This window comes from Enterococcus sp. AZ062 (assembly GCF_051715065.1).
In the GTDB taxonomy this organism is placed as follows: Bacteria; Bacillota; Bacilli; order Lactobacillales; family Enterococcaceae; genus Enterococcus_B; species Enterococcus_B mundtii.
Genome location: NZ_JBIOTB010000001.1, coordinates 167764 through 182192 on the forward strand (window position 1 = coordinate 167764; position 14429 = coordinate 182192).

At 40.2% G+C, this 14429-nt stretch carries 12 protein-coding genes; 10 read left to right on the top strand and 2 right to left on the bottom strand.

Annotated elements, in window-relative coordinates:
* Positions 1–126 precede the first annotated feature (126 nt).
* The 9 genes from IGJ00_RS00820 to IGJ00_RS00860 all read left to right on the top strand — a co-directional run bounded on the left by IGJ00_RS00820 (position 127) and on the right by IGJ00_RS00860 (position 10456).
* Positions 127–924 carry a formate/nitrite transporter family protein gene (locus IGJ00_RS00820; protein ID WP_010734405.1) on the top strand — a complete coding sequence of 266 codons (798 nt, stop codon included), beginning with the start codon at positions 127–129 and terminating at the stop codon, positions 922–924.
* A gap of 33 nt (positions 925–957) precedes the next feature.
* Complete coding sequence (locus IGJ00_RS00825) at positions 958–1590, top strand: DNA alkylation repair protein (RefSeq protein ID WP_066026303.1); 633 nt, start codon at positions 958–960, stop codon at positions 1588–1590.
* A gap of 14 nt (positions 1591–1604) precedes the next feature.
* On the top strand, positions 1605–2378 hold the full coding sequence (locus tag IGJ00_RS00830; protein WP_071866085.1) for an HAD family hydrolase: 774 nt from the start codon (positions 1605–1607) through the stop codon (positions 2376–2378).
* Between the two features lie 448 nt (positions 2379–2826).
* Entirely contained in the window at positions 2827–3624 is a 798-nt protein-coding gene (locus IGJ00_RS00835; RefSeq protein ID WP_023518925.1) for a TIGR00282 family metallophosphoesterase, read from the top strand.
* A 15-nt stretch (positions 3625–3639) separates the two neighbouring features.
* A complete protein-coding gene (locus IGJ00_RS00840; RefSeq protein WP_065095881.1) occupies positions 3640–4014 on the top strand; it encodes a YlbF family regulator in 375 nt (124 codons plus the stop codon).
* A gap of 13 nt (positions 4015–4027) precedes the next feature.
* Positions 4028–6616 (top strand): DNA mismatch repair protein MutS, encoded by a 2589-nt coding sequence (gene mutS / locus IGJ00_RS00845; RefSeq protein WP_373865789.1) that lies wholly within the window; start codon positions 4028–4030, stop codon positions 6614–6616.
* 17 nt (positions 6617–6633) lie between these two features.
* Positions 6634–8742 carry a DNA mismatch repair endonuclease MutL gene (mutL, locus tag IGJ00_RS00850; RefSeq protein WP_074800056.1) on the top strand — a complete coding sequence of 703 codons (2109 nt, stop codon included), beginning with the start codon at positions 6634–6636 and terminating at the stop codon, positions 8740–8742.
* Positions 8743–8770: 28 nt separating this feature from the next.
* The gene (locus tag IGJ00_RS00855; protein ID WP_115357106.1) at positions 8771–9337 is read left to right on the top strand and encodes a Maf family protein; all 567 of its coding nucleotides are present in this window, start codon (positions 8771–8773) and stop codon (positions 9335–9337) included.
* Between the two features lie 174 nt (positions 9338–9511).
* Positions 9512–10456, top strand: a complete 945-nt coding sequence (locus IGJ00_RS00860) for a tocopherol cyclase family protein (RefSeq protein WP_074800062.1) — start codon at positions 9512–9514, stop codon at positions 10454–10456.
* A gap of 123 nt (positions 10457–10579) precedes the next feature.
* On the opposite strand, the gene msrB is transcribed toward IGJ00_RS00860, so the two are convergent.
* The gene (msrB, locus tag IGJ00_RS00865) at positions 10580–11026 is read right to left on the bottom strand and encodes a peptide-methionine (R)-S-oxide reductase MsrB (protein WP_010734395.1); all 447 of its coding nucleotides are present in this window, start codon (positions 11024–11026) and stop codon (positions 10580–10582) included.
* A gap of 389 nt (positions 11027–11415) precedes the next feature.
* Positions 11416–12129, bottom strand: a complete 714-nt coding sequence (treR, locus tag IGJ00_RS00870; protein ID WP_142433578.1) for a trehalose operon repressor — start codon at positions 12127–12129, stop codon at positions 11416–11418.
* A gap of 232 nt (positions 12130–12361) precedes the next feature.
* Between treR and treP the strand changes: the two genes are divergently transcribed.
* The gene (gene treP, locus IGJ00_RS00875) at positions 12362–14341 is read left to right on the top strand and encodes a PTS system trehalose-specific EIIBC component (protein ID WP_071866092.1); all 1980 of its coding nucleotides are present in this window, start codon (positions 12362–12364) and stop codon (positions 14339–14341) included.
* Positions 14342–14429: the final 88 nt, after the last annotated feature.

The following is a 14429-nucleotide window of genomic DNA, read 5'->3' on the forward strand; positions in this document are numbered from 1 at the left end:
ATGACCTATCAATGTCAAGAGAATAAGTAGCAAAAAAGCTTTACAAACCCCAGTTCTGTCTATAGAATAAGAGGGTATATGCCAAAAGCATGAAAATAATTGAACAAATCTTAAAGGAGAAAAGAGATGAACCCAGTATCACCGTTGTTTGAAAAGATTGAGGCATCAATCGAAAAGAAAGTTGATTTGATCGGAAATAGTTACGCCCGTTATGCCGTGCGTGCTTTATTAGCCAGTTTGTTCTTGACACTTGGAACTGCTGTTGCTTTTTCGATTGCAATCAAAGGTGAGCATATTGCTCATGGATTTGGAAAGATACTTTATGCGTTTATGTTTAGTTGGTCGTTAGTCATGATTTTATACATGAATGCTGAACTTGGTACCTCAAATATGCTTTATATGTCGGTCGGGGTCCAACGTAAGCGGTTAAAATTAGGTCTAGCTGCAAAAATTCTGTTTACTTGTATTTTATTTAACTTGATTGGTGGGGTATTATTTGGCTTTTTAATTTCTTTGACGACACCATTCCAAGATCTGCCGATGGATAATTATATGTTAGAGTCGATTGCAGTCAAATTGACGAAACCGACAACAACCATTTTGGTGGAAGCAATGTTTGCCAACATTGTAGTAAATACAGCGGTATTGATTAGTATGCGAATGAAAGATGATGCAGGGAAAGTCTTAGCGATTGTTTTCATTATTTTCATTTTTGCTTTTTTAGGCTATGAACACGTTATTGCCAACTTCCCGGCATTCACATTAGCTTATTTTGTTTCAGGTGGGCAGATGGATGCCATGACTGTTGGTAATGTGATCCACAATCTTTCCTTTGCGTTGATTGGGAATTACGTTGGTGGTGGTTTAGTCATTGGTTTAGGTTATGCATGGTTGAATCAATCAAAATCATCCTATGTTGACTAGTTCGTTCCTTTAAAAATCGAAGGAGGCCATCCCTTGGAGACAATTGTTTTTCCGAATAATAAAGAAAAAGCTCAGCAGATGGAAGCTTACATGAAGCATCATTTCCGATTTGCAGGAGTTCCTAAGCCAGAAAGAGCGTTACTACAAAAGGCTCTTTTAAAAGAAAGCCAGAAGATACCTATTTCAGACTTACTTTTATTAGTAAAAGATTATTATATGCAGGAAGAACGGGAGTATCAGTATTTAGCGATCGATTTAGTCCAAAAGAACGTCAAGCGTCTTTCTTTTGATAACTTAGTATGGTTACTTGAGCTTGTCTCACAGAAGGAATGGTGGGACAGTATTGATTCTTGGCAAAAAGTCTACAGCACGTGGGGAAAACTTCACCAAGAAGTTGAGGCGGTTTTCAAATTATTTGAAGGTCAAGAAGACTTTTGGTTAAGGCGAATTGCGATCACCCTGCAACTAGGGTTCAAAGAAGAGACAGATGTCGCTCTACTCGAACGAGCGATTGACGCAGATCGTTCAACAAAGGAATTTTTTATTCAAAAGGCTATTGGTTGGGCGTTGCGGGACTATAGCAAAACAAATCCACTTTGGGTAAAAGAACAATTGACAAAAGAATTAAGCAAGCTTGCAACGAGAGAAGCAAGTAAGTATTTATAGAGAGGCGAGATAGAATGACACGCAAATTAATTGCTTTTGATATCGACGGCACGTTGTTAGATTCCAACAAACAGGCATTGGACAGTACAAGGGAAGCCTTGGAAAAACTGCGTAAAGATGGACATTTAGTGACGATTGCTACAGGGCGTAGTCGCTTTCACGCACAAGAAGTTATCCGTGATCTAGCATTTAGCAATTATATTCTATGTAACGGTGCAGCCGGATTTTTGGATCATGAACAAGTCTATAAAAATTTGCTGGATCAAGAACAATTACACCAATTTATTCAAGAAGCGCAAGAAAAGGATATTGATACAGCATTTGTTAGTTTAGATTCAATCAAACGCTTTTCATCTAATCGTATCGATATGATGGAAGATGCGATGCATTCATTTGGTGCACATTTACCAGAATTGGACGAATACTTTGTTGAAAAACAGGATGTCTATCAAGCATTAGCTTTCTTTGACCATTCCTATGATCAACAATTCAGCGCTTATGATCGTATTCGGTTTGTGCGTTGGCACGAAAATAGTGTCGATGTGGTGCCACACGATGGTTCCAAAGCGGTAACGATCATGAACCTAGCCAATCGAGTAGGGATTGCGCCAGAAGACGTCATCAGTTTTGGTGACGGACAAAATGATCGCGAAATGCTTCGCATGTCTGGTATTGGGGTGGCAATGGGGAATGCCGTACCAGAAGTTCAAGCGGAAGCAAAAATGGTCACAGATACGAATGATCAAGATGGTATTTGGAAGGCTTTGAAAGAATTAGCTTTGATTTAAATTGCAAAGTTCATACAACAATAATTTTAGTTAAAAAGAGGGCACGCAACAGGATTTTTCTGATTGAATGTCCTCTCTTTTTTTACCTCATTATGATACATAAACGATATGCTATCATATTATCAGATAGGTACTATCTGACTTCTTTAAAATAGGAGGTGATATCATGGGAGACATCATCGTACACGTCGTTTTGGTTTTGAAATTGCTGTTTTTGTTCATGCTCTTCACAGGTTTAGCCCTGTCTATTGTTTACTTAGTAAAAAAATTAAAAAATAAATTTTGATCAATTTACATAGTTAGAGAATAAAGTTATAAAAAGCTGTTGCTAGTTAGTTCAAAATACCCTTTCTTGATATTCTAGAAAACAGCTTCTATTACAACCTCTTTCCTTTCTTTACTAAAACACTTATAATATAAGATACGTTAGAAGAGAAGAGGAAATCGTGTGCGGGTATTGTTTATTGGTGATGTAGTAGGTGCGATGGGTAGAGAAATGATCACAGAATATCTCCCTCGCTTGAAGAAAAAATATCGTCCACAAATGACGATCGTGAATGGTGAGAATGCGGCTTCAGGTCGTGGGATCACAGAGAAAATTTATAAGAAGTTTCTGCAAGATGGCGTAGATGTCGTGACGATGGGGAATCATACGTGGGACAATCGTGATATTTTTGAATTTATCGATGATGCGAAAAAAATGGTTCGTCCAGCAAATTTTCCAGAAGGAACGCCTGGGCAAGGAATCGTTTTTGTCAAAGTCAATCAATTGGAACTGGCGGTCATCAATATGCAAGCTCGTTCATTTATGGTTGATTTAGATGATCCATTTCGTAAAATGACCGAGTTAGTCGAAGAAGCTCGGAAAAGAACACCGATCATTTTTGTTGATTTTCATGGAGAAACGACGAGTGAAAAACAAGCAATGGGCTGGTTTTTAGATGGAAAAGTATCTGCTGTAGTCGGTACACACACGCACGTTCAAACGAACGATGCACGAATCTTACCACAAGGAACGGCGTATTTGACGGATGTCGGTATGACGGGTCCATATGATGGGATTTTAGGGATGCGCCGTGAACCAGTCATTGAAAAATTTTTAACGGCTTTACCAAAGCGTTTTGAAGTGGTGGAACAAGGTCGAGGGCTTTTAAGTGGTTGTATCTTGGACATCGACGACCAGACGGGACAGGCAAAAGATATCCAATTGATCCAAATCAACGATGACCGCCCTTACAGAGAATAGAAAGCGAGAGGGAATGTGCAGGACAAAACGACGATCCAATTAGAAGTCGACCAATTGGCGACTCTTTTAAAGAAGAATGAAACGATCACACGTTATCAAGAATTGGAACATAAAGTGAAACATAGTCGTTACTTGAATCAACAAACAGAAGCATTGAAGCAAGCGCAAAAAGATGCAGTACAATATGCGCATTATGGGCAAAAAGAAGCAGAAAAAGAAGCGATCAAACGGATCGAAGTCTTGACGCAATCTATCGACGAATATCCTTTAGTGATCGCTTACCGCCGTCAATTGATGGAAGCAAATGAGTTATTGCAACACTTGACTCAAATGATCCAAAATGAAATCAATGAGTATATAGAGGAGGAGCATAATGCCTCAAAAAACTAAGAACACTCCAATGATGGAACAATATCTAAGCATCAAGGCACAATACCAAGATGCTTTTTTGTTCTATCGTCTCGGAGATTTTTATGAATTATTTTATGAAGATGCTGTCAAAGCAGCACAAATCTTAGAACTGACATTAACTAGTCGAAATCGTAATGCGGATGATCCAATTCCGATGTGTGGGGTACCGCATCATTCTGCACAAGGATATATCGACAGTTTGATCGAAAAAGGCTACAAAGTAGCGATTTGTGAACAAGTCGAAGATCCAAAGACGACCAAAGGCATGGTCAAACGAGAAGTCGTGCAATTAGTGACTCCTGGAACAGTGATGGATAGTAAAGGATTATCAGCCAAAGACAACAACTTTCTGACGGCGGTGGTCAATCAAGGTTCCGCTTTTGGGTTTGCTTATGCCGATTTGAGTACAGGCGAATTAAAAACAGCCCGCTTACTTGACGAAGAAGCTGTCTTGAACGAAACTTCCGCGTTACAAACAAAAGAATTGATTCTAGGAACAGAGATCAGTGAAACGTTATATGAACAACTAAGCACAAGACTTGGCTTAGTCTTCTCAAAACAAGAAAGTGTAGAAGAAAATGCAGAATTCAATTTTCTAACGAGTGAGTTGACGGATGAATTAGAAAAGGAAGCGACTGGGAAGTTACTTACTTATTTAGCAGTCACCCAAAAAAGAAGTTTGGCACATATCCAAAAAGCGGTCGAATACCAACCAGATCATTTCTTGAAGATGGATTATTATTCTAAATTCAATTTAGAATTAAGCCAGTCGATCCGTACTGGAAAAAAACACGGCACGCTTCTGTGGTTATTAGATGAAACCAAAACTGCGATGGGGGGACGTCTGCTAAAACAATGGCTTGATCGTCCGCTGATCCAATCCCATCAAATCAATGCTCGGCAAGAAATGGTGGCATCGCTGATCAATAGTTATTTTGAACGTCTTGATTTACAGAGTGCGTTGACGAAAGTCTATGATTTAGAACGTTTAGCTGGACGCGTCGCTTTTGGTAATGTCAACGGCCGAGATTTGATCCAGTTAAAAACATCATTGCAGCAAGTACCGATGATTCGCGGGTTGATTGAAGGCATCGATCAAGGACAATGGTCAGAGTTATTAACAGATATGCAGCCAATGGATTCATTAGTTGAGTTGATCGAACAAGCGATCCAAGAGGATGCACCTTTACAAATCACTGAAGGAAACGTCATCAAAGATGGCTTCAATGAACAGCTAGACACCTATCGTTCTGCGATGAGAAATGGCAAACAGTGGTTAGCAGAATTAGAAGCGCGCGAACGCCAAAGTACAGGGATCAAAAATTTGAAAGTTGGGTTTAATCGAGTGTTTGGTTATTATATTGAAATCACGAAAGCGAATTTGATGAATGCTGAACTGGAAAAATATGAACGTAAACAAACGTTAGCCAATGCAGAACGATTTATCACACCTGAATTAAAAGAATTAGAAACACAGATTCTAGAAGCGGAAGAAAAATCAGTAGATCTAGAATACCAACTCTTTTTAGCTGTTAGAGAAGAAGTGAAAAAAGCAATCCAGCCATTGCAAACCTTAGCAAAATCATTGAGTACTGTAGATGTCTTACAAAGTTTTGCGACGATCAGTGAACGTTATCAGTACGTTCGTCCAGAATTGACTAACCAAAAGACACTAGTCATCGAAGAAGGACGTCATCCGGTGGTAGAAAAAGTGTTGGGGCATCAAGAATATATTCCGAATAGTGTGATCATGTCGGAAGAAGAGATGATCTTATTGATTACTGGACCAAATATGTCTGGTAAAAGTACGTATATGCGTCAGTTGGCATTGACGGTCTTGATGGCTCAGATGGGCTGTTTTGTTCCTGCACAAAAAGCAGTGTTGCCGATTTTTGATCGAATCTTCACTCGGATCGGTGCGAGTGACGATTTGATTGCGGGACAAAGTACCTTTATGGTGGAAATGATGGAAGCCAATCAAGCATTGCGTCATGCGACACCAAATAGTTTGATATTATTTGATGAACTCGGTCGAGGAACAGCAACTTACGATGGAATGGCATTAGCACAAGCCATCATCGAGTACATTCATCAACACGTCAAAGCCAAGACGTTGTTTTCTACGCACTACCATGAGTTGACGGTGCTTGATACAGAATTGCCGCAATTGAAAAATGTTCATGTTGGCGCAGTCGAAAAAGATGGCGATGTGGTATTTTTACACAAGATGATGGACGGTCCGGCAGATAAAAGCTACGGGATACATGTAGCTAAAATCGCGGGTCTACCAGATGAATTATTGTCACGTGCCTCTGCGATCTTAGCCTTTTTAGAATCAGGAGAAACGACACACCATGTCTCTGCACTTGAAGCATCTGTCACGAAAAAAAGCGACTATCCTAAGTCACAAACCAACCAACCAAGCCATCAGGTCAATGAAGAGAGTCAACAACTATCTTTATTTGGTGAAGTAACGGAAGCTGAAACGCAAATCATTGCTGCATTGAAACAGTTGAACCTACTAGAAATGACGCCAATGGATGCGTTGAATAAATTGTACGAACTGCAAAAACAATTATAGGAAGAAGGTGCTGATCGATGGCGAAGATCCAAGAATTATCCGAACGCTTGGCCAATCAAATCGCCGCAGGAGAAGTCGTTGAACGACCTGCTTCTGTGGTGAAAGAACTTGTTGAAAATGCCATTGATGCCCATAGCTCTCAAATCGATATTCTCGTAGAAGAAGCCGGTTTACGAAAAATCCAAATCATCGATAACGGTGAAGGAATCTTAGCAGAAGACGTTGAAAATGCGTTCAAACGTCACGCAACGAGCAAAATCCATAACCGTGATGACTTGTTCCGCATTCGGACATTAGGGTTCCGAGGGGAAGCTCTTCCTAGTATTGCTTCTGTCTCTGAATTGACGATCGAGACAGCCAATCAAGATGAAACACAAGGGACCTATCTTGAATTAAAAGGTGGGGAAGTGTTGACACATCGTCCTGCTCCATTGAGACAAGGAACGAAAATCACAGTGAGCAATTTGTTTTTCAACACGCCTGCACGGTTAAAATACGTCAAGACATTACAAACGGAATTGGCGAATATAGGCGATATCGTCAATCGACTAGCGTTGAGCCATCCCAACATCGCCTTTCGCTTAGTCCATGATGGCAACAAGATGTTAGCAACAGCTGGTAACGGAGATTTGAAACAAACGATTGCCGGAATCTATGGTTTGGCGACAGCGAAAAAAATGTTGAAGGTTGAAGCAAAAGATCTAGATTTTGAAGTTTCTGGTTACATTTCTTTACCAGAAGTCACTCGTGCGAGTCGTAATTATCTTTCAACGATCATCAACGGTCGTTTTATCAAGAACTTTTCCTTGAACAAAGCAATCGTGGCAGGTTATGGTTCTAAACTGATGGTTGGTCGTTTTCCAATTGCTGTTTTAGAGGTCAAAATGGACCCGTTGCTTGTCGATGTGAATGTCCATCCAACGAAGCAAGAAGTTCGTCTATCGAAGGAAAAAGAATTGACTGAATTGATTGCACAAGCGATTCAACAAGCACTAAGTCAAGAAAATCTGATTCCTAGTGCAGCAGACAATTTACGTTTCAAGAAAAAAATCGCCGATCAACCTAAAACGGAACAAATCGAAATCGATCTTTCTTATGCGTTTGAGGAACCACCAAAGAAACCCCAAAGTTTAAATTTTGATCGCCAGACAGGTACATTTTACGTGGAAGAAAATCCACAAAAATCAGCCTATCCTGTTGATAAGTCTGTGGAAAATGTTGAAAACTCTTCTGTTTTTTCAGAAGATACACTGAATTATCCAGAAAAAGAGGAAAAAACGGTGGATAACTCTGGTGAAAGTGTTGATAACTTTGTAGAAAAACCAGTGGATAACTTTCAGCAAAATCATTTATCCACTGTTGATAACTACTCAGTACAAGAAGAACGAACAGCATCAGTAGAAGAGAAAAGCATAGAGGAAGAACCAAGCTTTGAGCAAGAAGAAAGCAAGTTGCATCCCGAGTTTGACATGAGTCAAGATAGCCGAATTTTGGAGAAAGCAATCAGTAAAGTCGAGCAGGAAGTACCAACACAACGTTTCCCACATCTTGAATATTTTGGCCAAATGCATGGGACCTATCTATTTGCCCAAAGCAATGAAGGCTTATACATCATTGATCAACATGCTGCGCAAGAGCGGATAAAATATGAATATTTCCGTGAAAAAATCGGCGATGTTTCAGATGATTTGCAAGAATTACTCGTTCCTTTTGTTTTAGACTATCCTAATAGTGATGCAATCAAGCTAAAAGAAAAGAAAGAACTATTAGAAGAGGCAGGCATTTATCTGGAAGAATTTGGTCAGAATAGTTTTATCGTAAGAGCGCATCCGACATGGTATCCAAGTGGGGAAGAAGAATCGATCATTCAAGGGATGATCGACATGTTATTGACAACTGGTGAAGTGAGTGTGAAGAAATTCAGAGAAGCCACAGCAATCATGATGAGCTGTAAACGCTCGATCAAAGCGAATCACTACTTGAACGAAGCACAAGCGAGGGTCTTATTAAAAGACTTAGCAAAATGTGAGAATCCGTTCAACTGTCCTCATGGTCGTCCGGTATTGATCCACTTTACGAATTCAGACATGGAACGAATGTTTAAACGAATCCAAGATCCGCATTGATCCGCGAGATTCGGAAAGGAAGTTTTTGATGAAAATAGTATTGGCTTCACAGTCGCCTAGAAGAAAAGAATTGCTCGGAAGATTAGTGCCAGCATTTTCGATCCAACCGGCAGATATCGATGAAACGCCTAAGCCAAATGAGGACCCGCTTGCATACGTCCAACGCATGGCAGTAGAAAAAGCGGAGGCTGTGCAAAAAGAAAGCGAAGAAACGTTAGTTATTGCTAGTGATACTACCGTAGTTCTAGGAAACGAAATCCTTGGCAAACCAGAGGATGATGATGAGGCAAAACGGATGTTACGCAAATTCAGTGGTACGACACACGACGTCTACACAGCCGTCGTAATAACTGATGGGACTCAAAAAGAGTGCATCCTTTCCCATGCATCAGTCACTTTTTATGAATTGACCGATGAAGAGATTGAGCGCTATCTAGCAACTGGCGATCACCGTGATAAAGCTGGGGCGTACGGCATTCAAAGTTACGCAGGGGCTTTCGTAGAGTCGATTTCTGGCGATTACTATAGTATTGTCGGCTTTCCGATCGGCGCAGTCAATCAGGCGTTGAAAAAATGGCCAGATCTTTTGTCCTAAAATCGCGGACATCTGTATCTAGGTGAATAAAATCAAAAACACATGATCCGAGTAGCAAGAAACGGATCATGTGTTTTTTCTAATTATATTAGTTCATGACCTGGATTCAAGCGTATCGGCTAGAAGCTATAAAAAAACATGGTAAACTTAATTTATCTGAAGGGAGTGGACGAGGTGATTACAACGGATAAGTTTTATCATGGTGAAACGAAAAAAGCGCCGTTCTTTGAAGGTTGGTATTTTAAGCATCAAATCGGCGATGAAGTCTACGCATTTATTCCGGGGTACTCCATTGGAGAACAAGGCGAAAAGTGCCCGTTTATCCAAGTGATCAATCATGAGTCCTCGGAAGTCTTTCATTTTGATCGTGAAGTCTTCATGGCAAGCGAAGATCGTTTGTTTGTGAAAATCGGTGAAAATACATTTAGCGAGGAAGGAATCACACTAGCTTTACGTAGCCCCTCGTTGACGATCGAAGGAACGATTTCTTACGGAGAGTTTACTCCGTTAAAAAGGAGTCGCTATGCCCCGAGTATCATGGGACCTTTCTCTTATTTATCTTTTATGGAATGCTACCACGGAATTTTAAGCATGAAGCATTCGTTAGAAGGAACGTTGAGTTGGAACGGCCAACTCATTGATTTTACGAATGGAGTAGGGTATTTAGAAAAGGATTGGGGAAGTTCATTTCCCGCAACCTATTTATGGGTCCAATGCAACCAGTTTACTGATTCAGATGCTCGTTTTTTCTTTTCCGCAGCTGAGATCCCGTTTTTAGGTTTCCGTTTTTTAGGAATCATTTCGGTTTTACAAGTCGGTGAAGAAGAATATCGCTTATCCACCTATGATGGAGCCAAAATTTCGGAGATTTTCCGTGAAGAGGAGCATCTGATCATTCGAATACAGCAAAAAAATATTGAACTAGAAATGCAAGTGCTAGCAAAAGAAGGGCATGCGTTGATGGCGCCACAACAAGGTCAAATGAGTCGGATCATCCGTGAAAAAGCGAGTACAGAGATGACCTTGATTGTCCGAGAAAACAAGCAAGAGATCTTTCATCAAAAGGGGAAGGCTGCTGGTTTTGAAGAAGTGGGCAATCTCCATGGGCACGAGTATTAAGAATCTTGATCATATAAAAGTTCTGTCGCACCTTCAAAAATAAGCCTGAACCTCCAGAAATTAGAACAATTTCCGGAGGTTCAGGCTTATTTTTCGGAGCGATGTGATTTGATCACATTCGACTTATTCGACAATTGATTTATATTCACTGTAACCAGCAGCATCCATTTCTTCATAAGGGATAAACTTCAATGCAGCAGAGTTGATGCAATAGCGTAAGCCACCTTTATCTGCGGGTCCATCATTAAAAACATGTCCAAGATGGGAGTCGGCTTCATTACTTCTTACTTCGACTCGGTGCATCCCATGAGAAAAATCCGCTTTTTCTTTGACGTCTTTTCTGCTGATGGGTTGGCTGAAAGCTGGCCAGCCACAGCCTGCATCATATTTCTCTGCAGAACTGAAAAGCGGTTCGCCGCTAACGATATCGACATAGATCCCTTTTTCATAAAAGTCGTCGTATTCTCCAGTAAATGGACGTTCTGTCGCATTTTCTTGTGTCACTGCATAAGAAATCGGAGATAATGTTTCTTTTAAGTCCTCTTTGTTTGTGTCGGTTGGTTTACTCATTGATACTGCCCCCTTTGTCTCCTAATCATACTGCCATCTGAAATAGAAGCAAACAATCTGCTTTAAGTAGGGAGGATAGCCTAGCGATTTAGCGGAAATTTAACGAACAGGTTTTACTTGCTACCTAATTACGTCGAGCTACTGGGGTTTCTTACAACCTTGATAAACGGTGTTCAAGAAGCAACACTTCGGTCACAAGCCAAAAAAATCAAAAATGAAACAGCCATTTTTGATTTTTCTGTCTTCTGCCTTAGTGCTAACCGCTTCTTTCACAACCTAGATAAACGGTGTTCGAAAGCCAACTCCTTCAATAATAAGTCAAAAATCGAAAAAATATGAAGAGCTATTTTCTCAATTTTCGTCTTACTATTCGGAGCTGAACGGCTTTCTCACAACCTTCTTCTTCGTGCAAATTCCACGAACCGGAATTTGTCGAGGCGGTGGATTGATTCGGTGTATTCGAAGCATTCGGTATTCTCTAAATAGACGAGTCCGCGAACAATTACGACGTAAGGATCGTCGTGGAGGTCCATTGATTCTGAAATACTATCATCGATCGGTTCGACGGTGATTTCTTTTTGGGCATAGGCAATGGAGAGATCTAGCTCATTTTCAAAGTATTCATAAATCGAATTCGCTGCTTGTTCCTTGGTCAAAGTAGGAATGGTTTCTTTTAACAAATAGTCTCGATCTAAAATGACGACTTCGCCATTGATTTTCCGTTGGCGGACTAAATGCCAGACAGGTGTATTGACTGGCCAGCCAGTTACTTTGTGTAATTCGTTGTCGACTACTGTTTCTTGAAGTGTTTGCACGATCGTTTCACTAGGGATATGTTGGTTTTCTTGAAGCTCTTTATAGCTTGTCAATCCAGCAATAGGAAAATCAAAGCGGTTACGGTCTAAAACGATCGATCCTTTTCCTTGTTTCTTTTGGATATATCCTTCTGTTGTCAATAGATTAAGTGCTTTACGAATTGTTTCCCGTGAAACACCATAGATTTTGATCAATTGATTTTCACTAGGTAGTAAAGTATGAGGAGGATACTCTTTGTCTAAGATTTTCTTTTCTAAGTCTAAAAAAATTTCATTGAATTTGTTCATCGTTCCTCTCCTTTGGGCAATCGTTCGTTCTTCGCTTATAAACTATACTACAGCTATATGTAGATTTCAAACTGGACTTGGATAGAAGATAGATGTTTCTACGACAAGGATAATAACGATTACAAATTATTTATCTTTTTGGCATAAAACGCTTGCAATATGCTAAGAAAAACATTATAGTGTGAGTACAAAGTAACTTGTATAAACAAGTCAAATGAAAGGGGTTTATGTTATGGGGAAATATCAAGCAGATGCCGAGAAGCTGTTAAAAGGAGTCGGCGGGAAAGAAAATATCTCTGCGGTTAGCCATTGTGCGACACGAATGCGCTTTGTTTTAAATGATCCTGCAAAAGCAAATGAAGCTGAGATCGAAGAGATTGACAGTGTGAAAGGAATGTTTACCAATGCTGGTCAATTCCAAGTAATCATCGGGAACGATGTCTCAACATTTTATAACGACTTTGTTGCGGTATCAGGAGTTGAAGGCGTTTCAAAAGAACAAAGTAAAGCTGCTGCGAAACAGAATCTTAATCCATTGCAACGAGCAATTGCAGTTCTAGCTGAAATCTTCACACCATTGATTCCAGCAATCATTGTTGGGGGATTGATTTTAGGGTTCCGTAACGTGTTGGAAGGCATTCAGTTCGAGAGTTTAGGTGGAACGATTGCAGAAAGTTCGACATTCTGGAATGGAGTTAATTCATTCTTATGGCTACCTGGGGAAGCGATTTTCCATTTCCTACCTGTAGGGATCACTTGGAGTATTGCAAAGAAAATGGGAACGACACAGATTTTAGGAATTGTTTTAGGGATTACTTTGGTTTCACCGCAATTATTAAATGCCTATAGTGTCGCCTCAACTGCCGCTGCAGATATCCCATTTTGGGACTTTGGCTTTGCACAAGTACAAATGATTGGTTACCAAGCGCAAGTCATTCCAGCGATGCTTGCCGGGTTCTTACTTGCTTATTTAGAGATTTTCTTCCGTAAGTATATCCCACAATCGATCTCAATGATTTTTGTCCCACTGTTCTCACTATTACCAACAGTTATCGCTGCTAATGTAGTGTTAGGTCCAGTCGGTTGGGCAATTGGTAACTGGATTTCATCAATCGTGAATACTGGATTGACTTCATCAATCAGTTGGTTATTCAGTGCGTTATTTGGTTTCTTGTATGCCCCACTGGTTATTACGGGATTACATCATATGACAAATGCAATCGATATGCAGTTGATTGCTGACTTTGGTTCAACCAATTTATGGCCAATGATCGCATTGTCAAATATTGCGCAAGGATCTGCCGTACTTGCAATCATCTTCTTGCATCGCGGCAATAAAAAAGAAGAACAAGTTTCTATTCCAGCGATGATTTCTTGTTATCTAGGAGTAACGGAACCAGCTATGTTTGGGATCAACTTGAAATATGTGTATCCATTTGTAGCTGCAATGATCGGTTCTGGTGTGGCAGGGATGTTTGCGAACTTGATGGATGTTCGAGCAAATGCGATTGGTGTAGGTGGCTTGCCAGGAATCTTAGCGATCCAAGCACAAACGTGGTTACCATTCACGATTGCAATGATCATCGCAATCATCGTACCATTTGGTTTAACTGTAGTGTTTAGACGTAAAGGGATCTTGAACAAATTAGATCCAGTCAATCCAGAAGAAGTAAGTGTTTTACAAACTGCGGAAGGCGTATCTATTCCTACACAAAACTTTGAAGCCGCAGGAACAACTGCTGTAGCCACTGCCAATGAAGAGTTATTCGCCGTTGCAGACGGACAAATTAAAGCAATTACAGAAGTGAATGATCCAGTTTTCTCACAAAAAATGATGGGTGAAGGCTATGCGATCATTCCTGACAATCAAAAAATCTATTCGCCAGTAAATGGTAAAGTAACTAGTGTATTTGAAACAAAACATGCAATCGGTATTCTGAGTGAAGCCGGTGTGGAAGTTCTTGTTCATATGGGACTTGATACTGTTGAATTAAAAGGTGCACCGTTCAATGTTCTTGTGAAAGAGGGCGATCAGGTCTCGCCAACTACGCAACTCGCAGAGATGGATCTCAGTGCCGTTGAACAAGCAGGTAAACAAACAGATGTCTTAGTTGTTCTAACGAATACGGACAAAGTGGCTGATTTCTCATTAAGTAAATCAGGCCAAGTACAACATGAAGAAATGATTGGTCAAGCCTCTATCAATCGCTAATACACAGAGAAAATATGCTACGAGTTTGGGTCTTTATCAAAGACCTAAGCTCGTAGTTCTGTTTTTGGGAACACTTTTTTTAAATCGC

Bases quoted from the DNA above. Each gene is read 5' to 3' on its own strand.
- IGJ00_RS00830 (WP_071866085.1), top strand. From the start codon at position 1,605: ATGACACGCAAATTAATTGCTTTTGATATCGACGGCACGTTGTTAGAT.
- mutS (WP_373865789.1), top strand. From the start codon at position 4,028: ATGGAACAATATCTAAGCATCAAGGCACAATACCAAGATGCTTTTTTG.
- mutL (WP_074800056.1), top strand. From the start codon at position 6,634: ATGGCGAAGATCCAAGAATTATCCGAACGCTTGGCCAATCAAATCGCC.
- IGJ00_RS00820 (WP_010734405.1), top strand. From the start codon at position 127: ATGAACCCAGTATCACCGTTGTTTGAAAAGATTGAGGCATCAATCGAA.
- treR (WP_142433578.1), bottom strand. From the start codon at position 12,129: ATGAACAAATTCAATGAAATTTTTTTAGACTTAGAAAAGAAAATCTTA.
- treP (WP_071866092.1), top strand. From the start codon at position 12,362: ATGGGGAAATATCAAGCAGATGCCGAGAAGCTGTTAAAAGGAGTCGGC.
- msrB (WP_010734395.1), bottom strand. From the start codon at position 11,026: ATGAGTAAACCAACCGACACAAACAAAGAGGACTTAAAAGAAACATTA.
- IGJ00_RS00855 (WP_115357106.1), top strand. From the start codon at position 8,771: ATGAAAATAGTATTGGCTTCACAGTCGCCTAGAAGAAAAGAATTGCTC.